The sequence below is a fragment of the Neobacillus massiliamazoniensis genome, from assembly GCF_001048695.1.
GTDB classification, from domain to species: Bacteria; Bacillota; Bacilli; order Bacillales; family Cytobacillaceae; genus Neobacillus; species Neobacillus massiliamazoniensis.
Window position 1 is genome coordinate 734,093 of record NZ_CVRB01000001.1, and the last position, 24,687, is coordinate 758,779.

General features: G+C 35.8%; 26 protein-coding genes and 3 pseudogenes. 5 read left to right on the plus strand and 24 right to left on the minus strand.

The window, feature by feature from the left end; genetic code table 11:
• The first annotated feature begins 20 nt into the window (after positions 1-20).
• Entirely contained in the window at positions 21-1,190 is a 1,170-nt protein-coding gene (locus BN1082_RS03510; protein ID WP_090630917.1) for a chromate transporter, read from the plus strand.
• Between the two features lie 445 nt (positions 1,191-1,635).
• Here BN1082_RS03510 and BN1082_RS03515 read toward each other — a convergent pair whose 3' ends face one another.
• From BN1082_RS03515 to BN1082_RS03525, 3 genes are all read right to left on the minus strand, one after another.
• Positions 1,636-2,094, minus strand: coding sequence for an OsmC family protein (locus tag BN1082_RS03515; RefSeq protein ID WP_090630920.1), 459 nt, complete (start codon positions 2,092-2,094; stop codon positions 1,636-1,638).
• Between the two features lie 415 nt (positions 2,095-2,509).
• Positions 2,510-3,811 carry an ammonium transporter gene (locus BN1082_RS03520; RefSeq protein ID WP_176699631.1) on the minus strand — a complete coding sequence of 434 codons (1,302 nt, stop codon included), beginning with the start codon at positions 3,809-3,811 and terminating at the stop codon, positions 2,510-2,512.
• A 5-nt stretch (positions 3,812-3,816) separates the two neighbouring features.
• Complete coding sequence (locus tag BN1082_RS03525; RefSeq protein ID WP_090630923.1) at positions 3,817-4,176, minus strand: P-II family nitrogen regulator; 360 nt, start codon at positions 4,174-4,176, stop codon at positions 3,817-3,819.
• Positions 4,177-4,805: 629 nt separating this feature from the next.
• On the opposite strand from BN1082_RS03525, the gene BN1082_RS03530 reads away from it, so the two are divergent.
• The 3 genes from BN1082_RS03530 (at position 4,806) to BN1082_RS03540 (ending at position 7,779) form a co-directional block, all read left to right on the plus strand.
• On the plus strand, positions 4,806-5,477 hold the full coding sequence (locus BN1082_RS03530) for a DUF2642 domain-containing protein (protein WP_090630926.1): 672 nt from the start codon (positions 4,806-4,808) through the stop codon (positions 5,475-5,477).
• Positions 5,478-5,787: 310 nt separating this feature from the next.
• The gene (locus tag BN1082_RS03535; RefSeq protein ID WP_090630929.1) at positions 5,788-7,044 is read left to right on the plus strand and encodes an MFS transporter; all 1,257 of its coding nucleotides are present in this window, start codon (positions 5,788-5,790) and stop codon (positions 7,042-7,044) included.
• A gap of 183 nt (positions 7,045-7,227) precedes the next feature.
• The gene (locus BN1082_RS03540) at positions 7,228-7,779 is read left to right on the plus strand and encodes an undecaprenyl-diphosphatase (RefSeq protein WP_090630933.1); all 552 of its coding nucleotides are present in this window, start codon (positions 7,228-7,230) and stop codon (positions 7,777-7,779) included.
• A gap of 21 nt (positions 7,780-7,800) precedes the next feature.
• On the opposite strand, the gene BN1082_RS03545 is transcribed toward BN1082_RS03540, so the two are convergent.
• The 12 genes and pseudogenes from BN1082_RS03545 to BN1082_RS03600 all read right to left on the minus strand — a co-directional run bounded on the left by BN1082_RS03545 (position 7,801) and on the right by BN1082_RS03600 (position 17,051).
• Complete coding sequence (locus BN1082_RS03545; protein WP_090630936.1) at positions 7,801-8,580, minus strand: alpha/beta fold hydrolase; 780 nt, start codon at positions 8,578-8,580, stop codon at positions 7,801-7,803.
• Between the two features lie 504 nt (positions 8,581-9,084).
• A pseudogene (locus BN1082_RS03550) lies at positions 9,085-9,574 on the minus strand (N-acetyltransferase family protein).
• Positions 9,575-9,642: 68 nt separating this feature from the next.
• The gene (locus BN1082_RS03555) at positions 9,643-10,506 is read right to left on the minus strand and encodes a GNAT family N-acetyltransferase (protein ID WP_090630939.1); all 864 of its coding nucleotides are present in this window, start codon (positions 10,504-10,506) and stop codon (positions 9,643-9,645) included.
• Between the two features lie 156 nt (positions 10,507-10,662).
• A complete protein-coding gene (locus BN1082_RS03560; RefSeq protein ID WP_090630942.1) occupies positions 10,663-11,421 on the minus strand; it encodes a 2-phosphosulfolactate phosphatase in 759 nt (252 codons plus the stop codon).
• Between the two features lie 100 nt (positions 11,422-11,521).
• Complete coding sequence (locus BN1082_RS03565) at positions 11,522-11,995, minus strand: GyrI-like domain-containing protein (protein ID WP_176699632.1); 474 nt, start codon at positions 11,993-11,995, stop codon at positions 11,522-11,524.
• A gap of 76 nt (positions 11,996-12,071) precedes the next feature.
• Entirely contained in the window at positions 12,072-12,434 is a 363-nt protein-coding gene (locus BN1082_RS03570) for a GNAT family N-acetyltransferase (protein ID WP_425412100.1), read from the minus strand.
• Positions 12,435-12,491: 57 nt separating this feature from the next.
• Positions 12,492-12,998 carry a GNAT family N-acetyltransferase gene (locus BN1082_RS03575; RefSeq protein WP_245640298.1) on the minus strand — a complete coding sequence of 169 codons (507 nt, stop codon included), beginning with the start codon at positions 12,996-12,998 and terminating at the stop codon, positions 12,492-12,494.
• Positions 12,999-13,898 (minus strand): annotated as a pseudogene (locus tag BN1082_RS03580) (Nif3-like dinuclear metal center hexameric protein).
• 172 nt (positions 13,899-14,070) lie between these two features.
• Entirely contained in the window at positions 14,071-14,367 is a 297-nt protein-coding gene (locus BN1082_RS03585; RefSeq protein WP_090630949.1) for an antibiotic biosynthesis monooxygenase family protein, read from the minus strand.
• Positions 14,368-14,471: 104 nt separating this feature from the next.
• A complete protein-coding gene (locus BN1082_RS03590) occupies positions 14,472-15,170 on the minus strand; it encodes a Type 1 glutamine amidotransferase-like domain-containing protein (protein WP_090630952.1) in 699 nt (232 codons plus the stop codon).
• 683 nt (positions 15,171-15,853) lie between these two features.
• Positions 15,854-16,429 (minus strand): NAD(P)H-dependent oxidoreductase, encoded by a 576-nt coding sequence (locus BN1082_RS03595; RefSeq protein WP_090630955.1) that lies wholly within the window; start codon positions 16,427-16,429, stop codon positions 15,854-15,856.
• A 157-nt stretch (positions 16,430-16,586) separates the two neighbouring features.
• The gene (locus BN1082_RS03600) at positions 16,587-17,051 is read right to left on the minus strand and encodes a MarR family winged helix-turn-helix transcriptional regulator (protein WP_090630958.1); all 465 of its coding nucleotides are present in this window, start codon (positions 17,049-17,051) and stop codon (positions 16,587-16,589) included.
• A gap of 197 nt (positions 17,052-17,248) precedes the next feature.
• Here BN1082_RS03600 and BN1082_RS03605 point away from each other — a divergent pair, with 197 nt between their 5' ends.
• Entirely contained in the window at positions 17,249-17,791 is a 543-nt protein-coding gene (locus BN1082_RS03605; protein WP_090630961.1) for a flavodoxin family protein, read from the plus strand.
• Positions 17,792-17,903: 112 nt separating this feature from the next.
• Here the strand turns inward: BN1082_RS03605 and BN1082_RS03610 are convergent.
• The 9 genes and pseudogenes from BN1082_RS03610 to BN1082_RS03650 all read right to left on the minus strand — a co-directional run bounded on the left by BN1082_RS03610 (position 17,904) and on the right by BN1082_RS03650 (position 24,617).
• Positions 17,904-18,459 (minus strand): annotated as a pseudogene (locus tag BN1082_RS03610) (GNAT family N-acetyltransferase).
• Positions 18,460-18,467: 8 nt separating this feature from the next.
• The gene (locus BN1082_RS03615) at positions 18,468-19,205 is read right to left on the minus strand and encodes a nucleotidyltransferase domain-containing protein (RefSeq protein WP_090630964.1); all 738 of its coding nucleotides are present in this window, start codon (positions 19,203-19,205) and stop codon (positions 18,468-18,470) included.
• Between the two features lie 153 nt (positions 19,206-19,358).
• On the minus strand, positions 19,359-20,894 hold the full coding sequence (locus BN1082_RS03620) for a COG4705 family protein (protein WP_245640299.1): 1,536 nt from the start codon (positions 20,892-20,894) through the stop codon (positions 19,359-19,361).
• 450 nt (positions 20,895-21,344) lie between these two features.
• A complete protein-coding gene (locus BN1082_RS03625; protein WP_090630967.1) occupies positions 21,345-21,845 on the minus strand; it encodes a DinB family protein in 501 nt (166 codons plus the stop codon).
• Positions 21,846-21,942: 97 nt separating this feature from the next.
• Positions 21,943-22,593: a hypothetical protein gene (locus BN1082_RS03630; protein WP_090630971.1), complete on the minus strand. Its 651-nt coding sequence runs from the start codon at positions 22,591-22,593 to the stop codon at positions 21,943-21,945.
• A 110-nt stretch (positions 22,594-22,703) separates the two neighbouring features.
• Positions 22,704-23,174, minus strand: coding sequence for a DinB family protein (locus BN1082_RS03635; protein ID WP_090630974.1), 471 nt, complete (start codon positions 23,172-23,174; stop codon positions 22,704-22,706).
• A gap of 177 nt (positions 23,175-23,351) precedes the next feature.
• Positions 23,352-23,921 (minus strand): hypothetical protein, encoded by a 570-nt coding sequence (locus BN1082_RS03640; protein WP_090630977.1) that lies wholly within the window; start codon positions 23,919-23,921, stop codon positions 23,352-23,354.
• Between the two features lie 17 nt (positions 23,922-23,938).
• Positions 23,939-24,154: a helix-turn-helix domain-containing protein gene (locus BN1082_RS03645; protein WP_090630980.1), complete on the minus strand. Its 216-nt coding sequence runs from the start codon at positions 24,152-24,154 to the stop codon at positions 23,939-23,941.
• A 10-nt stretch (positions 24,155-24,164) separates the two neighbouring features.
• Positions 24,165-24,617 (minus strand): DUF2975 domain-containing protein, encoded by a 453-nt coding sequence (locus BN1082_RS03650; RefSeq protein ID WP_090630983.1) that lies wholly within the window; start codon positions 24,615-24,617, stop codon positions 24,165-24,167.
• Positions 24,618-24,687: the final 70 nt, after the last annotated feature.

The window sequence follows — 24,687 nt, forward strand, 5'->3', positions numbered from 1 at the left end:
GTAATGGAAATGGTGATAGGATGATTCAAACTCTGTTAGAAATCTTTTTCGTTTCAACGAAGCTTGGGTTCACTTCGTTCGGTGGGCCTATCGCCCATTTAGGCTATTTTCATGAGGAGTACGTCAGGAAAAGAAAATGGATGGATGAAAAAAGCTATGCTGATTTAGTTGCGTTATGTCAGTTCTTACCTGGTCCGGCCAGCAGCCAAGTAGGGATTGGGATTGGCGTGATGCGCTCAGGCGCCCTAGGTGGAATCGTTGCTTTTATTGGATTTACCTTTCCTTCTGTGGTCGCCCTTATCTTATTTGCTTTGCTACTTCATCAGTTTGATCTTACCCATGCCAGTTGGATCCATGGTTTAAAAATCGTGGCAGCAGCAGTTGTAGCCCAGGCGATTATAAGTATGGCTCAAAAGCTTACACCTGATTTAAATAGAAAAGCGATTGCTTTATTTGCTCTGGTGGGTACGCTTTTGTGGCAAACCGCTTTCACACAAGTAGGTGTAATTGTTATTTCAGCAATCATTGGTTTTTTTCTATATAAACATCAATCAGAAAATGTTGATTCTAAAGTCCAATTTCCTATTTCCCGACGATTCGCTATTTTTTGCTTAGCATTATTTTTCGGCTTACTGATTTTTTTACCTATTTTGAGACAAATGACCTCTTCTAGCTGGATAGCCATGTTCGACAGCTTTTATCGATCAGGTTCATTAGTTTTTGGCGGCGGCCATGTCGTTTTACCATTACTTGAACGAGAATTTGTCCCTACTGGCTGGGTAAGCAAAGAGACTTTTTTAGCTGGTTACGGAGCTGCCCAAGCAGTACCAGGTCCGTTATTTACCTTTGCTGCCTATCTTGGTGCAGTAATGCATGGCAGGTTAGGAGGCATCGTTGCAACCGCGGCCATCTTCTTACCTGCGATCCTATTAATCTTTGGAACCTTACCCTTTTGGAATTCTTTACGACACAATCCAAAAATTAAGGGAGCTTTAATGGGGGTAAATGCTGCTGTGGTTGGGATCTTAATATCAGCATTCTATAATCCGATATGGACGAGTTCCATCTTATCACCTGTTGATTTTGCTTTAGCGGCTATTTTATTTAGTATGCTAGTGTTTTGGAAGCTGCCTCCTTGGATTATCGTATTAGCAGGAGCATTTGGTGGTACACTTATGGTTTTCTTTTAAAATTTCATAGTTTAACAGAGAAATTCCAAAAAAACAAAAAGATCTGCTCACCTATACTGTAAGTCTGAGTAATAAGAATGCATAAAATCCTTACAGTATCAATCAAATACATATAATATTATAGGTTATATGATTATTGGTACATCACAGAAATAAAGTGGTGTACCATTTTTTTATGAATTAGCCCTCTTTATGACCTCATGTGCAACAACAACAGTTCCATAAAATACCGCTTTTAACCCACATATGCTTTTGTTATAATACAGAACATAAGTTTGGTAGGGCTAGGCGCTGGAGCTAGACAATTCTCGAAGTCTAAAATTTTATGCGCGCGTGGTGCCCGACTAACGGCGACAAGCACAAGACGGGATAAAAAGGGTCAGTCCCCCGCTCCGTTAAAGTAGCGGGGGACTGACCCCAAAAATCGGAAATTAGTTTTTTATTTTCACACATAGGCCTTTCTTGGTTCTAAAATAATCTCATTTAATTTTATGTTCACTGGGTTCGCGATGGTATCTCCAACCGGGCATGTCTTTTCAATAAACGCTACAAACTCTTCAACTTTTTCTCTAGGTGCATCCGTTGCAATATGAAAGTTAAAACGAATATCAGAATAACCGCGACGAACATCAGATTTATTCAAAAAGCCATCTGTGTCAAGATCACCTTCCAGATCAATCCATAGATCATCAAATTCTATTTTGAACTTTCTAGCATACACACGAGCTACGATGGCTTGGCAAGCACCTAATGCTGCCAAAGCCAACTCCACAGGATTCATACCAGTATCCGTTCCGCCTAATTCCTTTGGCTCATCAATAGTTACCTCAAAATTACGAGATTTAGCTTTGACTTGAACACCCTTCTGTAAATGAGCAGCAGCTTTAAAGGTTGTCATCGGCATAGGTCATTTCCCCTCCTATTGTAGTGTAAATTTACTTTTAATATATTTTCTATCTACACTATAAATATAAGCGTTTTCAATTTAATAGTCCATGAACATATTGTGAAACATTGAGCAAAATAAGTGTAATAGCCCTTATATTTTTACGCTTACTTTTAAGCTTACAAGGTCGATGAAATCATTAAATGGCTTATAAGAGCCAATACAAATGTTGTGGTAAATGAGGACATATGTTGTACAAAAAAATAGATACAAGCAATGTTTTTGCTTGTATCTATTTTTTTAGATCTTACTCTTATAAAAACTATAATATTATATAAGAGTTATTGTTTTAATCATTGATATCCTCGTTTTTCTAATACTTAATAAAATATCAAGGAAATCAGATCTTTTTAGAATCTTAACAAAATTACATTTAAATAGATTTTTTAGCGGGGGCTGGAGCAACCGTGATCCCTGTCGTTTCTTCAAAATTATACAAGCTTGATGGTAAATCTGCGAAGCGTTCTAGTTCATTATATGCTGGAATCCCGTGGTAGGACATATCTAACCCCTCGTCTTCCTCCCGTTCACTAGCGCGCAAGCCCACTGTTCGTTCACAAACCTTTGCCATTATCGTACCGCCAACAAGCCCCCAAATAACTACGACTGCCGCTCCTAAAACCTGCACAAAAAATAGTGAGAAATGCCCGGTGGTTAAAAGACCTTGGGACTTATCAAACAAACCCACAGCAATGGTGCCAAACACTCCATTAAAACCATGAACGGCCACCGCCCCCACTGGGTCATCTACTTTCAAATTGTCCACCAATAGCGTTGCATAGATCACAATCACTCCGCTGATAGCGCCTATGATGATAGCGCTCCATTCGGAAACAAAGGCGCATCCGGCTGTCACGGCAACGAGACCTGATAATACTCCGTTAATCATCATACTTGGGTCAGTTTTTCCGAATTTCTTCATTGTTAAAAACAGTGCAGACGTTCCTCCGCTTGCTCCGGCTAACATTGTATTAATGGCAATCGAGGCAAACGCTTGATTAGAAGCATCTAAAGTACTGCCCGTGTTAAAGGCAAACCAGCCGAACCACAATATAAACGTCCCAGCTGAAGCCAATGGTATGTTACTTGGTGCAAATACATTCGTACTGCCATCGGAATTAAATCTCCCTTTTCTCGGTCCGAGTATTTTTGCCATTGCCAATGCGGCAAATCCACCTACCGCATGAATGGCTGCTGAACCAGCAAAATCCTTCATTCCCAGTTTCGCCAGCCAGCCATTGCTGCTCCAGATCCAGTGGCCTGAGAGAGGATAAAACACCATGCAAATAAGGGCTGCAGTTAATATATAGGCTTTAAAGTTCATCCGTTCAGCAACCGCTCCCGAAACAATCGAAATGCAGGCTACTGCGAATCCCATTTGAAACAGGACAAAGGCAGCACTTGGCAATTGCATTAAGAGATGGATATTTTCAGGATGACCAAATAATGTGGTACCGAATAATCCGTGGAAATCCTCTCCAAACATAACCCCAAATCCAATCAGCCAAAAAGCTAGCGCTCCGATGGTTAAATCAACAAATATCTTCATCGTAACATTGACGGCGTTCTTTGTTCGAACTAAGCCAGCTTCTAGTAAACTAAATCCCCCTTCCATGAACAGGACCATAGCGGCAGCCAATACCACCCAAACTGAATTTAAATAGATCATCTTCATGAAAGTCAGCCCTCCTTGTTCACTAAATCATCAATATCAAAGTCAGTTAAGCCCGTTCGAATGTTGTACGCCTCTAAAATCGGATAAATGTAAATTTTTCCATCTCCATCTTCTCCAGTCTGGGCACATTCGACAATCGCCTTAATGGTCCGCTCCACCATATAATCCGATAGGACGATTTCCAATTTCACTTTTGGATGCAGAGTTACTTTGTAATTTTTTCCACGATAAACGCCTTGAGTATCCTTCTGCCTTCCCCGACCAACTACTTGGGATACCGTAAAGCCTGTAATACCGATATTTTTTAATCCTTTAATGGTTTCCGTTAACTTTTCAGGTCTTATGATCGCTTCAATTTTTTTCACAATCAATCATCACCCTTTTCTTATGTTAGGTTTTATAACATGTTACGTTAGATAATATAACAAAAACTAAATTGATGTCAATTAAATATTTGTAAGAAAACTTGAAAAATAATCGAAAGGAATTAATCACCAAAGTTTCCATGAAGAGCTGAGAATGTCCAAAAACAAGTATCAGACCCTTCAGCCGAAAATATGGTCCAATTCGTTAAGTGTTAATCCAGAGGATAGACCATTAAAGGACATCATCTTTTTCATTCAAAGCATGGATAAGCATGGCAAATACCCTTTGATATTGCTTATAGATTCTAGCTAAAAATTGGCTAATCGGGTACAAACCCAGGCAAGTCTTAGACGGACACATATAGATAAAGTACAAGCTGACAAGAGGGATAGATGGGATGTAGGAACATGAGCGGATGTTTAAATAGTGGAGGTAAGGTCGTACTCCAAATGGGTACACTGGCTACGTTAATGTAGATGCATTGGGAAATTACGAATCACTTGGTCTAAGTATATAAAAATCAATGCAGCTGTCATTTCACCTGCGGTATTGTTTACATTACCTTATTTTACTGGGTTTATTGGCTATTTGGCGGAGTTCTTCAACAATAGAAAAAAGGAGAATAAAAATGTTAATCGATTTTACAGATTTAATTGGTAAATATATCGAGGTTGAAATATCAGGAGACATCTTTCACCATGGAATCCTCATTGATTATGGGTTGGACATCATTGTTTTATATAAAGGCACCACCAATACCTTTTTCTATATCCCATTTGGTCATATTCAAAGATTAAAAGAAACCATTAGAGAAAATGATACTTCTTATGAACCTCCTGCAGAAACACCAATATCTTCAGAAGTCATATCCTTGCGAAAAGTATTAACGATCGCTAAAGGTATGTTTGTCCAAGTTTACGTAACGGGAAATAAAGCGATTCATGGCTATTTTACTAGTATCATGAACGACTATTTTGTCTTTCACTCCCCTATATACAAAACAATTTTTGTTTCCATGAAGCATGTAAAATGGATAATTCCATATCCACCAAACACTACCCCGTATTCTCTTTCGAATGAATATTTACCCCTTAATCCTGTAACGTCTCCATTAGCGAGGTCATTTGAAGAGCAGTTGAAGAAATTTGAAAATAAGCTTGTGATCTTAGATGGTGGTGACAATCCCGAAAAAATTGGCTTTCTTCAAAAGGTTCGAAATAACAAAGCGGTATTAGTCACAGCTGAAGGGGAAGCCATTATTCGAAATTTTGAGCATATCAAAACGATACAATTACCGTAAACAGCTACTATATCACGATTGGGAGGTATAATTAATACATGAATAACGAACCTATACAAAATCCTGGATCGGCAATACAAGCTGGAATACTCATAAAATTTCTAGAATTGTCACGTAGGCCTTGGCATTTGTGCCATGGTCTTCTTTTTTGGTCAACTTACTAAATAATTTGTCTTCATTTGTTCATAACAAATTTAATTAATTATTATATTTCAAATTGTAAGCGCCATCAGGGGATTTCGAACACCAATATAGTAAAAATATAGAGTATACTATATTAGAAATATGAACAAACAGGAGTAGAGATATTTTGGAGAAACAAAATAGCAAATATAGATGGGTTGTTTTTGCTTCGGTTTTAATAACTTATTTATTCGTCGTAAGTCAAAGAACTGCCCCCGGATTAATTTCCGATCAATTAATGAAGGATTTCCATGTGTCAGCATCGACCATTGGATTACTGGCTAGCATTCAGTTTTTAGCGTATGCAAGCTTACAAATTCCAATTGGAATTTTATCTGACCGTTTCGGCCCTAATCTCTTCCTTATTTTTGGTGCCCTTTTGAATGGTCTCGGTACATTCATTTATAGTCTTGCCCCAAATGAAATGGTATTGCTGCTGGCAAGATTGTTAGTGGGGATGGGTGATGCAACCATTTGGGTTAATTTGGTTCTGATCATCGGTCAATGGTTCAAAGTTAAAGAATTTGTTAGTCTACTAGGTCTTGCAGGGATGACCGGGAGTCTTGGTTTCTTGATGGCAACCGTTCCCTTTTCTGCATGGATTGACATAGCTGGTTGGAGAGTACCGTTTTTTACAGTCGGCATTCTTTTATGTATCTTTGGAGCTTGTCTTTATTTTGTGCTCGTGAAAATACCAAAGAAAATGTCATTTAACTCTAACACTATAAAAAGAGACCATGTACACGAAAATAACAATTACTTGTTGCGTAGCATTTTCACAGACCGTCAAGCATGGGCAACCTTCTTATGCCATTTTGGTATTATGGGTACATATGTTGGTTTTATCGGTTCATGGGCAGTGCCCTATGGGATGAATGTATATGACATGTCACGTTCTCATGCAAGCGAACTAATTATGATTGGCCTTTTCGGAGCCATCATTGGTGCACCGCTAACTAGTTGGATTTCGAGTCGTTTAGATTCCCTTAAACGTCCTTATGTCGTAGCCCATCTGATCGTTTTTATAAGTTGGGTGACCTTTCTATTCTATGGTGGAAAGCCACCATTTAATATGGTCATCATTCTTTTCTTTCTCCTTGGTTTTGGAAATGGAGCAAGTGCCTTAACCTTTGCAGTCGTTCGCCAGTCATTTCCAATGAAAGTGGTCGGAGTTGTCTCAGGCTTTGCAAATACCGGGGGATTTTTAAGTGCAGTCCTTTTACCAACTATTTTTGGAAAAATATTAGACCATTTTCATTCGGTTTCCGGATATCAATACGGTTTTATCATTCCGGTCATTTTCTCCTTGTTCGGTTTGATAGGTAGTTTCCTTATTAAGGAAAAAAGTGAGAAAGTAAAGCAACATAGGGAATTAACAGTTTAATTGGTGTTTTGAGAAAGCAATTGTGGATTGCTTTCTTTTTTTATAGGTGTTTACTAAAACAAGTGCCCATTTATTAGATGATTTAGCCGAAGTTGCTTCATCTAATTCACCTTTCTATTAGCATATTTACTCCATTCAAGGAAATAATAGCAATGAAATTTAGCTGTGAAGGGGTCGTTTGATATGAACTACACATTGTTTAGAGCAATAAATCAACTTGCAGGAAATTCACGACTACTGGATTACGTGATGGTAACCATTTCGAAGAAAGCTCGGTACGTGTATTTGATCTTACTCATTTACTTATGGTTCCGAAATCATGCTTATAAAAAAGTTACATCATATGCAATCATTTCCTTAATATGTGCCTATGTTTTAACTTTTTTCATCAAAATTTTTAATTATAGCCCTCGTCCATTTTTAAAACACAGTGTCCGTTTGCTGCCACCAGTTCCTTCAAAAAGAAATGCATCTTTCCCAAGTAAGCATACAACCATCGCATTTGCAGTAGCTACTTCAGTTCTTTTTTATCAGCGCTCGATTGGTTTTTTTATGTGGATATTAGCCATGTTATCCGGATTTTCGCGCATTTGGATGGGTCAACATTATCCTTCTGATATTTTAGGGAGTGCTATTCTTGGAAGTGTCATTGCTTCAGTAGTTAACCTGGTAAAATCGACGTTCAATCCGATCGTAAATCGAGTTTTATGTGTTTGTTCGTCTTATAAAGATTAATAAACGAAAGGGTAGTTCCAATTATTTGTGGACTACCCTTTTGTTTTGAATAAACTCCCGTATAAATTGATTAAGCTTTTGGGGTGATTTGGTTGGGATTTGATGCTTTTGGTCAATGAACTTCAATTCGTTCTTCGGTAATTTTTCATGCAAAAGCTTTGCATATTTTTGAAACGATTTATCCTTTGCACCATAGATCAGCAATATTGGTGCTTCGATAGTATTCAGCCGGTTGGTACAGCTATATTGTAGACTTTGGCGAAAATATTGCTTGATATTTCGGGCATCCCCTTTTCGTGCTTCCTGATACAGGTTCTTGAAGATTTCTATTTTCTGCGAATTCCCCAAGCACATTGATATGGTTAGGAACCGAATCATCCATTTTCTCGAAAGCCATTTTCCCATTGAAATCCTGCATTTATTATATAGATCACTTACCTCAGACATGCCACTTACTGATATACCACCTAATGCCCTCTCTTTATTGGTCAACAAAAATTCCAAAACGATGGAGCCACCAGTTGAATACCCACAAATGAAAGCTTTTTCAATCTGTAAATGATCCAAGAGTTGTATAATATCATAACAAATCAATGCATAGCTAATGGGAATGGCTGAGTACGAGCTCCGACCGTGGCCACGAATGTCAAACGTAATGACTTTATATAACTTTGATAATTCATCGATTTGGCTTTTAAAAACTACACTTGAGATTAAAGGGGGATGGATGAACACAATAGGTGTCCCCTCACCCAATACAGAATAATAAAGACGGCTGCCATTCAAATCCAACATGGGCATGAAGCTTGTCACCTCGGTAGTGTTATATAGAGGTACTGTTAATAGCATTATCCGATTCCTTGAAATCGATATCCTTAAATCGGAATGATTTTGTAATTGGTCATCATCCCAACTTGTCCTAACTTCTACTTGGAACGGACATTTATAAGATTACCATTTTTATGAAAAGGATTCGTCTTTCACAAAATGAATTTGTTTTGCAGCCGCCTGAATTGATTTGTTGATGGATTCGTTTTTACGTGGAGGGTTGCTTGGTTATTTTGATTTCTCGTGCACGTAGAGCATTTCTACGTGGACGGTTTCTTGAGTTTTTTTCTTTTTTGTTCACGTAGACTTCTTCTACCTGGAAGGTTTCTTGAGTTTTTTGCTATTTCGTTTACGTAGACTGATTCTACGTGGAAGGTTTTTTGGTTTTTTAGCTTTTTCATTTACGTAGACTTCTTCTACGTGCATGATTAATCGGCTTTTTGCTTTTTCTTGCACGTAGACCTCCTCAACGTAAAATTAAATTAGCTCTTTATAATAGATGTTGGTTGAATGTAATTCCCCATCAGCAGATTTTGCATAATTCGGAATACCCCCTGCGTGATAAAACCCTAATAAACAATATAGATAATTGGATGGATTCCCTTCTTTAGTATCGAGAACTAATATGACCTACCCTCAGCCTGTGCCCTTTCTTCAGCTTTTTGCATAAGAGAACGGCCAATCCCTTTGTTTCTCCAATTAGGGTCTGCCATTAATTTTGCAATTTCAGCTCTATGCCTCCCATTTGGTTATGTAATTGGGCACTTCCTACAATCTGCTCATTTATTTTAGCAACATATAAAATCACATTAGGTGTTAATACATTTTCCCAATATTCTATTGCTTCCGAAAGTGTCAATGATGGGAGAAAGCCAATGGATGCACCATCTTCCACCACCTGGATCAAAAGTTCAGATAACTCATAAAGATGTTCATTTATTGAATTAATTTCCGTGATTTTCACTATGCAAAACACCTCCTAAACTGATTCCGTCATTAAAACACTTAGACCTACCATTGGTAGTTCTCCTTTTCCTACAAGATCCTATACATCTCATACTGTGCCAATGTACCTTTTGTAAAGCCTAGTTTTTTCAAAAACCCTTCTAGTAAACTATTATTTGGGAAGCCTGTAGACATTTTCGTTAAGGAAAGTTCGGTCGAGGCGGTTTTCAAAAGCTGCCTTCCAATCCCTTTGCCACGGAAATTTTTATCAATCATTAAAAAATGAATGTTTCCAATTGGATTTATAGCTAAGTACCCTGCCACACCTCCATTTTGAAAGGCAACATAGTAATGGATTGTTGGAATTTCCTTTAAATAATCAATATCATTTTGCCAGTTTATATGATAACTCCAATTCGCAACTCTAGATTGGAAATCTTCAAAATTGATTTTTTTAATGTCACATACTGTATTCGCATTTTTAAATTGAGATAAATCCTCATTTGTAAAATAAACGAGATCGTATATCTTTTCATATCCCAACTTCTTGTAAAAGTTGATAGCTCGATCATTACCAACAATGACTTCAAGAAAAAGCTGTTTACAACCATGTTTAATGGCCTCGTCTTTATGTAGTTCAAATAGCCTTTGGCTTATTCCCGTTCCTCTATATTCAGGGCTGATCGCCAATGCCCCGCACCTCATCGTTTTGATGGTCTCATAATTTTTTATGCCACCTAGAATAACTCCTGCTGGTTCCTCCTTATAAAAGGCAATGAAGGAAGTTTCAGCTTTATTTCCTTCCGGTCCAAAAAAGCGTTTCAAAAAATCTTCTTCAGATATCTCCATTTTGACGATATAATCTGAAAACCCTTTTAGAAATGCTTGATGAATGAAACTCTCATTTACCTCGGAACTTCTTTGATAACGAATATGGCGTTCATCAATCAACATTTGAACCACTCCTTTAGTAAATCACTTGATCGTTTGTAACATCTAGTAAAATTCCAATCACCTAGCATTTATCTCAAGAATTTTATTCTTTCCAAAAATTGGCGGTACTTTTGACCCCTTCCATTTTATATGCACTTCGTTAAATCTATCACGAATTCAAACATTTCCCTCTGCAGCAACAAAATGATCTTTTTGTAATATAGGAACGGTTTGGTATACATTTAAGCGACAGCAATGTCTTACATCCGCTTCAAAACCTTTTTCTCGTAATTCTCGACCACTCCCGCAATCCCATATCCAGTCCTCCAGTTTTCCTTCTGAATTTTGGAAGGCAGCCATACAAACCTCTGCCTCAGGCGATTTACTTCCCTCTAGGTTTGATAAAATTGCCCCTGCCCCTAAATAATCTTCCATTGCCGGACGTAAGCTGTCTTCATTTTCTCTTCCATCACTCCATTGCTCACCACAAGGAACTACCGTTATATTTGCTTTGGTTATGCAACTAATTTGATTTGCTGTAGATGCAACTGACGCTGCATTAAGCAAAGAACCAATTAAAAGTGCAGGAACCTCTGAGGCAATCCAAGTGCAAAATGCACCATTAAGGGAAGACAAAACGTACTTCTTCTTCGCATGTTCTTTCTGAAAAGATACGGGGGATAAAGTAGGTTTCCCCATTTCTGTAGCTTCCCTTCTTCCTAAAATATATTCTGCCCCCACCTTTTTTGCGTAATTTTTTCCATCTAAATATGGTGGATAAGGGTATATAATTGCGCCATAATTTAAAGCCGTTATTACTGTAGAAGAAAAACTAAGGACATCAACAATGATCAAAATATCACCGCGTTCAGCTGCCTCTCTTGCCCCTCGTTTTCCCCATTCTACTCGGCATCGATAAGGGGATTGATCGAACATTAAACCACCTCGTCAAAACTTATAATTTTTGTAATATTAATTATAAATAAAAAGCTTTACCCTTTGTTAAAGTAAAGCCACGTTTCCAATCAGATATAAATTAGATAGTCGTTTTTTTATGTATTGGCACCCATAATTCATTTTTATTTTCCTCAATGGGTAAATAGCATTCAATTGCCGGCAAATTTGCAAGTTCATAATCTGAGCTGGAAATCCAGTCCATTAGTCTTTCCCATATTTGTTGAATTCCTTCAGGTTCCTGTACTTCGAAAACAGCCCATGAAGATTCTGGAAAATCCATTTTTATCATCTCTCCAGAAGCACTTTGTTCTGAAACTATCGCTAATATGTAATCAAATTCTTCATTTTTACCAAAATCCCCGTTTGCGCACACCCCTAAAATTCCTCTTATTTTATGGGCAGTTTTACGGATCTGCCACAGTTGTTCAAATATGCCTTTTTCTTTTGCCTCAGCCCAAATTTCTGGCACTTCGTTAAAAGCATTTTTAGTTTTGACACAATATTTAATGCCAATTATGGAAAATTCATCGAATTGCTCAATCCGATATTTCATTTCCATACCTTCTTTCTCAGTTTTTAATAGAGTTTTTTGTAATATATGATTTCGGTGTCATCCTCATCTAAATTTTCTACAAAACCACTCTTGATGTATCCGATTGATGAGAATAAACTATGCATCTTTTCATTAGATTTATTGTTTGAAGAAAAAATTTTCTGGGTAGGGGAAATGTTTCAAAATATTTCATCAATAATTTCGCATATCCTTTTTGTCTCTCACTGGGATGAACAATGAGAAGCGAAATAAAACTGCATTCAAAGAAATGAGTATCATAAATTAAGAAACCTACTATGGAGGAATTATCTTTTGCAACCAAACACTTATTTTCCATAATTGCTTCCTGGAGATACTTTTTTCTGCTATAATTCCCAATTACTTCTCTATCAATCTCTAAAATTTCAGCAGACTCTTCCTGTAGAGCAATCGTTATCAATGTAGATCCCCCATTAACATCATCTATATATTGCTTAATTTTCCAAAAAGACAACTGTTATTTTAGAGTAGAACTAATACTATAAATCGCCTGTTCTGTACCAAATCTATGTACGGATTGTTTATATTTCATTCCTACTCGTTCTAATAATCTGCAAGAAGCTCCATTAGCTGTTTGTGTCTCAGCAATTACTTCTGTTAACTGTAGTGTATTAAAGGCATAATCAATAACCGCTTTAAGTATTTCCGTTGCATATCCTGCTCCCCACCACTGGGGAAGTAACTGATAGGATACCTCTTTGCTTATACCATCATGATGAGAATCCAAGGAAAACATTCCCAAAAACTTATTGGTGTGCTTTTCTCTAACTCCCCAGTAATATGAACCTTTTAGCGGCTTCATCACCCTACAAAAACTTTCCTTGATTATCACTTCGTCCCGTATTCCACCGAGATATTTTCTTACCTTTTCATTAACATATAGCTTCTTGATATCCTCATAATCTATCTGTTGCAGTTTAGAAAGTATACAACGATTTGTCTCAAGCTTGATGTTCTCCCCCACCTATAACCACCATCTTTCCTGCGGAATTAAGAAAGTCTGAATATCAAAGTTTTTTTCAAACCAATCCTTCATCAGTGTTTTATGAACAAGATATTCCGAAGCCAAGTGGGAAACACCTATTAGTGACATCAAGGTATTTACTACATAGTCCATCATTTTCTTTTATTTTTGTTTGCCATAATCGTTATCAATATGGCAATGGATTTCTCCGGTAATATAGGCTTGAAAACCATGATCTTCTGCTTCCTTCATCCATTCAACAACATCCCCACAGCCAGCAACAATCGCAATTTTTTGAATATTACTTAGATTTTGACCTTCAAAATCAACATAAGGAATATCAAAGATTTCCTTCAATGTAGAGACAAGTTCATTCGTATTGGTTTTTTCGATAGTACAATAGATAACCACTTCATTATGCGTTTCAATCAGTTTCGCTCTTAATTTATTGGCTATCGCCATATTTGTACTTAAATGTCTATGCAAATCCAATGGTGCATGGCAGGTATAAACTGATAATATTTTTTCTTTCATTTGTTTAATGTATTTTTCCTTAATAGGGACAAACCCTTTCCCCCATTTACCTTTCGGGTCACCACATTCCATTAAAATGGGATGATGCATGAACAATAGGTCTCCGCTGTTGCCTACTACTATAAATCTTTCTAAATCGTGGTCTGTAGGAAAAACAGCTAGGAAAATTCTCTCCACTTTAGAAGCGCCTTTTATCATGAGTCCATTGAATAACTCAACAAATTCTTTTTCAAAAACAGATTTTCAATCATAGAGTAAAGGATCGAAAACACTGGGAATAAAACGGCTAAATGAAGGGTCCTTTCCTAATGTTTTTATATCAAACTCTTCATTTAATTTACTCACTATTTCTTGAAGTTTCGTCACAAGGTATCCACCTCAACTAAAAATAAAGATAATATTTTTCTATCAAATCCACCAATTTAACCTTTTCCTCATGGTAAAAATCATATTGTTTTTATAAAAGTGAGTTTCAAAACAGGAGTTAAAATTTGTTAAAAATAGCAAATAACAAATGGGAATCACGTATCCAGAATCTTTAAACTAAATCTACTATCTCAAAATGTTCAACAATCGGAAATGGGTCGTAAAAATGATGTAATTGCTGTTTCCATTCTTGGTATTCTTTAGATTGTCTAAAACCAACTGTATGAGATTCTAGTGTATCCCATTTCACCAAAAGCAAATATCTTCCTTTTTCTTCTATACATCGTTGTAATTCGTGTGAAATATATCCTTTCATCGACGAAATGATTTTAGAAGCCCTTTGAAAAGCCTCTTCATATTCTTTTTCCATACCAGGTTTAACCTGAAGTATAACAGCTTCCAATACCATTAAATCTTCCCCCTTATTAAAATCTGATGCTTGAATTTATCTCATAACTAAAATGGACAACAGAACTTTATACAAATAAAAGGAATTTACTCTTTCTTTCAACCTCAAACTGAACCCAAAAACTCTGTTTTAAGCTCTGTTTCGATTAACTTTTTATCAAAAGAGACTGCATACGCCTTCGCATTTGGCCGTGAACTAATGACCTTATGTATTTCTTGATCGATGAAGTGTACTGCTGTCCCATCATCTGTTGCAATTCCAGATTGTAATCTATTAGACTTAATACAATTATGAAATGTCGGTCTTCGATCCGCATCACCATCATAATGGGGACAATTGCTACCTTTAATGAACCCTAAAGCCTGAATTGGTTCAAGTTGGTCGCCATAGGAATCTGTTAGCCCTTCTTCAAACCAACAAATAGACCCAGCACTAATTCCTGCTAAAATAATTCCTTGATCCCACGCTTTTCGCAAAATTTGATCTAGTCCCCACTCTTTCCAAAGTGTTAAAAGATTTTTTGTATTTCCTCCACCCACATAAATAATATCTTTTTCAAGTACAAATTCCTCTAAATCCCGGGTAGGCGGCTTAAATAATGAAAGATGTGAAGGTTCGCATAAGTGATATTCAAAAAAATGATAAAAATTCGAAACATATCCTTCTGCGTCTCCGCTGGCTGTCGGTACAAAACAAATTTTAGGTTTGATTTTATTCGATTGTCTTAAAATATATGTATCTAATAATGGATTTTTCGGCTCCATTGAAAATCCCCCACCGCCAAGCGCAATGATTTGTCTCATTTTTTTCATTCCTTTCGATTACGAATTAAGTAATAGAGTTCCTCACATTTTACCCAATTGGAATTAATTCTCTGATCAGGTTCCGAATTCCTCTAAAGTTGGATTTTTTTTATATACAAACAAGATGTTTTAAGGAAGAATGCCAATTAACCTTTCTATTAAGTGAGGGATCAACAACCTTTTTCAGGTGGAATTGAACAAAACGGGCGTTGATCGGGCCTGTCAACGACCGGAATCCTATGAAAATGAACAAAATGAGCGTTGACTACATTGGTCAACGACCGAAATCGGTTGAAAGTGAACAAAATGGGCGTTGATCGAGCTGGTCAACGACCAGAACTGCTTAAAATTGAACAAAACGGGCGTTGATGGGGCTTGTCAACGACCGGAATCCTATGAAAATGAACAAAATGAGCGTTGACTACATTGGTCAACGACCGAAATCGGTGGAAATTGAACAAAATGGGCGTTGATCGAGCTGATCAACGACCATAACTGCTTAAAATTGAACAAAACGGGCGTTGATCGGGCCTGTCAACGACCGAAATCCTATGAAATTGAACAAAACGGGCGTTGACTAAGCTGGTCAACGCCCGAAATCAGTTGTAAAAAGAAAAACAGGCATTGATTAAGTTTTTTTCTACTGTGTGTACTATCATTTAACAAAATTGATGTCTACATGTTTAAATATTCTTTGCCATTTGATAGATTTTTTGAAGCCATTGCTGGCGTTTTTCATTTGTTGAGTATTTCAAGGAAGTTAAGCGAGTTCTTTTTATCTTTTTAATGCCGCAAAACTTTAAAATTGAATCTCGCACCACAGTCCATTCTGCATTTCTTCTTAACCAGTCGATATAAAAAGAAGGAGAGTCAAGGGTGTAAATTACCCAAGCGGATTTATTTTTCAATAAACCCTGCGGCAGCTTTCCGTCATATTTAAATGCAAATCCCGAAACAAAGACTCGATCAAAAAAGCCTTTTAAAATTGCCGGAACGCCAAACCACCAGATGGGGTAGATTAATATTAACTTGTCAGCCTCTTCAATCTTATTTCGATATTCGGCCGTATAAGGATCGTTGATTAAGTCTCTTCTTTTGTGCTCCTCATCGATGACTAAAATAGGATCAAATTTTTCTGTATATAAATCAATCACATCAAATTGGCGATTGGCATCCTTTAATCCTTTCATGACATTTTCCAAAATGGCATGATTGAAACTTTTCTTGTTAGGGTGTGCGTAAATAATTAGAGTGCTCATCCAGGTCCCTCATTTCCTTAAAATATGAATAATAATTCAACATTGGAAAATAATAGATTAATAGATTGGATTTTTGGACAACAGAATCAGCAGATTGTGTGTTTTCCATAGCTCTCTGTTTTAAATTCGCTTCAATTATTATTTTGGAAAAAAAGATTTAAATTAATTTTCTTTTCTTCAACGCTTCAGCCGACGGATGATCTTTAAATACATCCACTAATGCATCATAAAGAGCAGACATTTTCCTAGAGTCAAAATTCGGTACCATTGCCTCGTACATTTTTTCATCGACAGATTTGATTTCCTTCGCTTTTTCTTTTCCAAGAGGAGAAAGCTGCAAGCTAACATATCTTCGGTCTTCCCTATTTTCTTTGCGAATAACAAAACCACGCTGAACCAAGGTGCTAACAAGTCTTGATGGGCTGCCTGACTCACAAATGAGAAGTGAACCTAACTCTTTAAGGGACATGGGTTCATATAAATCCAGAATATGTATCACTTCCGATTGAGCAGGCGTAATGCCAATTGATTTCGTTAAGTCTTGGAGAATGCGTTCCCCCTCCCGTTGAGCTGCAAGAATTAAAAATCGTATGACCTCCATTTTTTTTTGATCAAAATTCATTTTTTAACACCCATCCATAATTAAATGACATGTCATTCATCTAATGAAAAATATACATGACATACCATTTAATGTCATGTTAATCATTTGTAAACTTTGTTAAAACTCCTTAAAGGTGCTTTTTTTTTGATATTCCAATTAACTTTTTATAAAATTATAGGCATCAGCAAAAATTCGTTCAAAAGGAGAATTTACTTATGACAATAGCAGTTATCTATGGAGGAACACGACCAAATGGAAATAACGAGGTATTAACAGATCATTCCATACAAGGTATAGAGGTCGAAAAAATTTATTTAAGGGATTACAATATCCAACCAATTGATGACATGCGCCATGCGCCTGAAGGATTTCAGGAAAAAAATGATGATTACAACGCAATCATTGATCGTATTCTGCCGCATGATATTTTAATTTTTTCCACACCAATTTACTGGTATAGTATGTCTGGAACCATGAAAAATTTTATCGATCGTTGGTCACAGACATTACGGGATGCAAAATATCCAGATTTTAAAAAACAAATGGCGGCAAAAAAAGCATTTGTGATTGCAGTTGGAGGAGATAATCCTGGCATTAAAGGGCTTCCCATGATTCAACAATTCCAACATATCTTTGATTTCATGGGGATGGATTTTGGTGGATATGTCATCGGCGAAGGAAACAAACCAGGGGATATTCTTCACGATCAAAAAGCATTGTTCGCGGCTACTCAGCTTAATCAGAACTTGAAGAATTAGACATATTAAAAGGGCTGTATTTAGTAATAAGTAGTTCAGATAATGTGGTGAAAAATAAAATAACATTAATTTCTAAAATTGCTTTTAAATTAGCAACAAAAAAGGTATGACTTTAGCGGGTCATACCTTTCATAATATTTATATACTCTTCCTTCAAAATACTCATTCTCAATCGGTCAACGAATACACCTTTCCGAAGCCTATCTTGTCTTAAAATACCTTCTTCAATATATCCAATTCTTTTATAAGATTTAATAGCTTTTTCATTATCAACTTCTAATCTAAGCCAAATTTTATTCAAACCTAATTGATTAAAACCATAATCAAGCATTTCTTGCATAGCCACTAATCCATAGCCTTTACCCCAATAACTTTTATCCCCTATAGCAATTCCTAATTCAGCGTGTTTATTTATTTTATCAATATTTTTTAAATCAACCCACCCTATATGATTTCCTTGTTGGTCAATAATTGCTTTTTGCTCATAACGGTTGTTTTATTTATGCACATTTCAATCCATTTTATTGTTTCTTCTTTGCTAAAGGGAGTGGTTTTGTCAGGCATATTTAGATGTTTTATTACTTCCCACCTAGACACCATTGATAACGGTCTTCTGCATCATTTAGTGTCAATTCTCTATGTCTTACTTTAGGAATATCAAATTCCATTTTGTTAATCACCCTTTGATGTTATTTTGCTCATTTACAGTACCTAATGAAAATCCATCAAATAAGCGTCCTCCAAATGGCTCTAAAATTTCATCTACTAACTTTATAACTTTTGTTTTATCACCAATCTTATAAAATGTATCAAAAGCATTAACAAAATGGGTTGTAAAATCAGGATTGAATTTTTTTAATTCTCGAATTACCCACTTAGAAGAACCAATCCAGCATCCGTTTGTTCTTAAAATAAACTCTTGAACAAGGTCAGCCAAAGTGTTTGCTATCATAAGTTCCTCTGCACGGTTATTTGAACCAATAAAATCATCAAGAGCGTCAGTAATAAAATATCGTTTTATTTTTATTACTTCAAATGACCATTTTTCAGGTCCTTCTCTTAAAATTTTATCAGCTTCATCTTTAACCTTCTCAATTACTCCATTATCTTTTATTATTAAACCCTCTGAAACCATTCTTTGCAAAGAAGGTCTGGCCTTTTGATAGTCACTTTCAAAAAAATCTTTATAAGATGATAAATTGTGAACAAATACCTCAATTGCCCAGTTAAAATCAATGATAGATTGCCTAAAGGAAGATAAAATATTTTCATCAAAAATAATGATGTCAAGGTCAGAAGTTTCTGTGGCTTCACCTCTTACGACACTTCCAGCAAGCAATGCACCTTGACAACTTGGAAAATATTTATTTACAAACTGTTTCGCTGCTTCTATAGGTTCAAGTTTTTTTTGCATAATTCCCCCAAATTATTTTTTTACTAAGTATAATTCTATTTAAAGTCAAATAATCCTTTACTTTTTATAGCATATTTTATCTGATTAAAGCTCAATAATAAGACCTTACCTCCAACACAAAAAAAGGAATCGCGATAAGCGATTCCTAAGATTTTATTTATTTGCTCCGTTTAGGACATTAAGTGAATTGTTAAGTGCAGATTGGCACTTACTTGCATCAGGGTTTGATGAACGGACTGATGATAATACAACGTCAAGCGTTCCATCAATTTTTGTCCATGTTGTGCCATCTATTTTTCTAAGCTTAGCTTCCGATGAGTCCCATTGATGTTCTAAATCGTCAGCACTTTTTTTCGCAGAAGTAAAGTTTTTTGAGTTTACATCGTTTAGCATATTATTTTCAATAGTAACAAAATCTGTTAATTGCCCAGATAAGGAAGTTTGTGAAGAAGCGGTTTTCGATGCTTGATTATTTGCTCCGTTTAGGACATTAAGTGAATTGTTAAGTGCAGATTGGCACTTGCTTGCATCAGGGTTTGATGAACGAACTGATGATAATACAACATCAAGCGTTCCATCAATTTTTGTCCATGTTGTACCATCTATTTTTCTAAGCTTAGCTTCCGATGAGTCCCATTGATGTTCCAAATCGTCAGCACTTCTTTTAGCAGAAGTAAAGTTATTTGAGTTTACATCTTTTAGCATATTATTTTCAATGGTTATAAAATCTGTTAATTGTCCACCTAATGTAGCTTGTGAAGAATTGCTTTGCGCTGCTATATTATCACTGCGCCAAGTATAACTACCTATACCCACAACTAAGAAAATACACAGTACTACTATGGTTTGTGTCAATACATTTTTCTTGCTTCCATTTGCTTGGTTTGTTTCTACTGTTTCACTTTTAGCATTTATATCAATTTTTGAAACAGCTAGATAAACGATGATCGCTAAAATAGCTATAAGAAAAATGACACTAGTAACGGTTGTCCCCAAACCTAACCCACCATTAACTTTTGGTTGAGATAGGTAATCTCCTATTGATGCTCCGAGTGGACGAGTAAGAATATACGCAATCCAAAACGCTAATACCCCATCAAGTTTCAAAAATTTATGTGCTGAAAATACACAAGCTATTATAATAATGACTGTTATTCCTGTTTTAAGATAACCAAAACCGAGTTGTTCGGAATATAAATCACCGACTGCTGTTCCAAGTGCAAATGTGAAAAGAATAGTAAGCCAGTAGAAAACTTCTCTTTTTCTTGTAAAAATAGAGTGAATCGAGAGTGTTTTTTCACTAAGATACCAAAAAAGAAAAGTTAATCCTAGTAGCACGGAGAAAACTACTGTACTAACCTCAAGAGGTATTCCCATACCGTCTGTCATATTATCCGTTACCAACGTTCCAAATACGCTTATAAGTACAACCGTTAGCCAATATATGGCTGGAACATATTTAGTTGCTCTGAATTGGAAATACAATACGATGAAAAACGCAACTCCCATAATTATGGTAGTAACAGTTAAACCAAGTCCAAGGTTGAAATTGATGAAGTCAGCAAATGTTTCACCGACAGTTGTACATAAAATTTTTATAATCCAGAACCAAATAGTAACTTCTGGTACCTTGCTAAGTAAAATTTTCATTTTGTTTTGGTTTTGTGCTTCGACTAAATTTTGCGTCAAAAAAAGCACCTCCTAGTTTAGTTTAAATAATTGCTTTATACAAAAAAATTATAATGTGATGTTCTTAAATATTTATTTTAAACCTATTAATAATTTGTTAAATTTTTGTTTATTGACTTATTAGAATTAATAGTTATTTGAGTTCCAGTGAAGTCTTTTATAGTGTGCTATCCTCAAACAATCAATTAAATTAACGTCTGTATTGCTATTAAAAGATAGTTCTTGTTCAACGAATGGGGTTTTAGTTGATGAGGAAAATATATTAAACACAAAATCAGCACGGTCATTCGACTGTGCTAAATTAATTTCATACAAAAAAACACAGTACTAATTACTGTGCGATTTTGTGTGCTATTTAACTTGTAATATCCCCAATTATTTAAACCGCCCTTTTCGTCCAAAAAAAAGCTGCTCAAGAAGCAGCTCGAGATTCTCTCAACCACAGGCTAATCATTTCTGCGTTTCATACAAATAAAAAATGTAATCTGTTGGAACGCCCTTATAGCCTATCTGTCTCATTATAGCTGTGATGTTTCCACGATGGTATGTACCGTGATTTACAACGTGCTGAAGAAGTTCTTGGTAGCTTGTCGTTAGTGTACCAAAACTTGGATGGGAGACACTGATATTAGCGTGCAAGTTCTCAAGGGTATTGATAAACTCTCTGTATTTGTCACCTAATTGATCGTGACTTTTCTCCAACGTCTCGAGACTTCTTTCCGGATTTTCTTCTTTTAATTGATTAACAGCAGCGACGATTTTTTCAAAACTTTCCCCTTTAATCACATTTAAATAAACAAAATCACTTTGATACATGTGAAGAAGAGTATCATACAACGTCGGAAATACACTTTGAACTTCTTGAAAACAAACATCCTCAGGTAAATCTTTTAAATGTTTATAAACAAGCTTATTTGCCCACAAATGATATTCGAAAAATGAAGCGTGCACTGGATTTTCCTCCCTTTTGTTTGAACTTACTAATATGGTATATTCTTCAAAAACTAAAAAATACCTTCATTTCAAAGTTTTAAATTAATCCAGCAGTCTATAAAATAGTTTTAAGCTTTGTTGAAACAGGGTCAACCACTTCAAAGGTTTGGTTCGAACTAAATTCGACTGTATTTAAAACTGTATTATGATCACTTATGAAAACAAGCTCGTATTCAGGAGATTTTATGTTGACTTGATTTGTCGTTTTTACTACTTCGGGTAATCCGAGGACTTCAGCCATTATTTCAGGAAGAACCTTAAATGGTACATGTAAAACCATTTTCCTGATGATAGGATCTTCATCATCATTCACCACCTCGAGCCTTTTTTGTAATTCTATTCTGAATTTCCAAGGTGTTGAGATAAATGTTCTTCTACTATTTTCATTTATTTTCCAATCTAATAATCTCGCATTTGTTAGGATTTCTTGATATTCTTTTTCATTAACAATAAAACCAATATGATCCAAAATATCACTTTTTCCAAGACCAAAAGTAACATTTGTCTTCCCTTTTCTCATTTCAATAATTTTAAACATAATCTTTTGATCTCTAAAATCGTCCCAAGTTAGAGGCTGATTAAATGGCATCATCTCGCCATTAAATCTTCCTATTCTTTGATTAACCGTAAATCCTAACTCACTGTAAAACGTCTCCATTGCTTCTAGTTTTTCAGTCCACCAATGATAATGAAATAATTGTGCCAAACCACTCACCTCGACATTGATCCCATTGTTAAGAATGTTTTTTCTAATAATAACAAATATTTTTAGAACCTAGAAAATTCATGCACTATAGCATGTTTTCATTTAAAAACTTATTCAAACAATGGTATATTTAGATCCTTTTCGTAACAATGAACGAGCATGGAGTGCAATTGCCCTCTGTGATGATACATATGTGCCATCATTTCTAACAACCATTCAAAGCGATTGTAACTTACACCCCAATAAGAAGTGGTAACCTGCTGGAGTTCTTCTTCCGTGAAACTCATAAATACTTTTTCTAAATTGTGAAAATGAGTTAGCAATGCTTCTTTTATTTCATTAAGATTTTTCAAATGATTTGTTGAATAAAACTGATTCATTTCTTCTTGTGAAGCCCCTTCAGAAATAAGCAAGTCCGCTTTACAAATAAGAGCTATGTGTTCTAATAACTCTCCTATTGAACGTTTATTTGGGAAAGGTCTTTTTATTAAGTCCTTTTCGTCCATTTTGTTAATGATCTCGATGATCGTCTTTACCGCCACTTTCATTTGATTTATTCCACTTTTACAATATACGTTCACATGGATCACTCCGTAAATTTTTGTTTTATAAAAGCCCCTCCATTTAAGGAGGGGGAAAAGGGATTATAATTATTCACATCACTTTGGAAAATTCCAAAAGTAAAACCCTACACCTGCTGGGATTTGGGATTTTTGTATAAACTATTACTCCATCATTTTCACTAATCTTTTTTGTTATTAAGATAGCTTCGGAGTTAAAGATTTTTTTATAAAAGTAAAAATAACAAGCATAGCGATAACCGAGCCTACAAGGCAGGCTAGCCAAATATACATGACCAACTTGGAAATATGAGATATGAGATTTTCAGTTTCTAAGAGTGAACTTGCCCCTACAATATAGTATTGATTCGATTTGATCGCAACGGTTGCAAAGCGGAGTTCGTCCTGTGTTTGCCAAGTGACTCGGTCTTCATCCTTTTTCGAAACATTATCTAAGACACCCTTTGGATACTTTGGCTCTTGAGTTTTCATCAATCCTGATGTTGCAACGAGATTTTTATTTTTATCGAAAATCATCACAAAACCATCACCACTTTGTGATGCATCCACCTTATTTTTGGGAACTGAGGCTTCAGGGCTTTGTCCTTCCTGTAGTTTAATGGCTGTATCCATTGCTAATTGAGCAGGAACAGCATTGGCACCTAGTCTTAATGATTGTTGGGTAACAAGATAAGCAACTGAACAAGTGAGGGTAATGAAAAACATAGCAATAACCCACATTAAAATGAATTTTTTCCCCAATTTCATAAATTTTTTCCTCCATTTCAATTATGCTCTTCTGGTAAATACTCCAAAATATCGGCAGGCTGACAATCCAGCGCTCTACATAATGCCTCAAGAGTTGAAAATCGAATGGCTTTCGCCTTATTGTTCTTGAGGATAGAAAGGTTCGCCAGAGTAATACCTACTTTTTCGGCCAGCTCTGAAGAACTCATTTTTCGTTTCGCTAGCATCACATCAACATTCACAATTATCGGCATAATTTACACCTCAAACGGTTAGATCGTTTTCATCTTTTATTTCCTGAGCCCGCTTCGCCAAGATCGATAAAACCAGACTCACAATTCCAACCATAAAAGCTGCAATCATCAATGTGAAGGATAACAGGTTTTGAAATATCGTCATGGTCCCAATGGTATAAAGAAAAAAGTCAACAAAGGCACAAATACTGATGATGTTTAAAGCTTGAACTGTACTTCCTGAAAAAGGAGTGTTTTTCAGGATGTTCAAACATAATTTTTTTGCCATGACTAGCAATACCGCAAAAGGAATGGCTGTTACATATAAGAACAAATTGACCCAGACCAACTGAGCACCAACTTCACCCGTTAACTCGTTATACCAGTTAACCAAAAAGGGGATTGTAAAAAATGCAATCAGCATCATGACAATAAATAAAGTAATCAGCCCGGAAACCATTTTAATAACGATGGATTCTTTCATTCACATCAACTCCAACAAAATTATTTCTGATTTAAATTTATCACAAATTTATCGTTTTTCAATAAATATT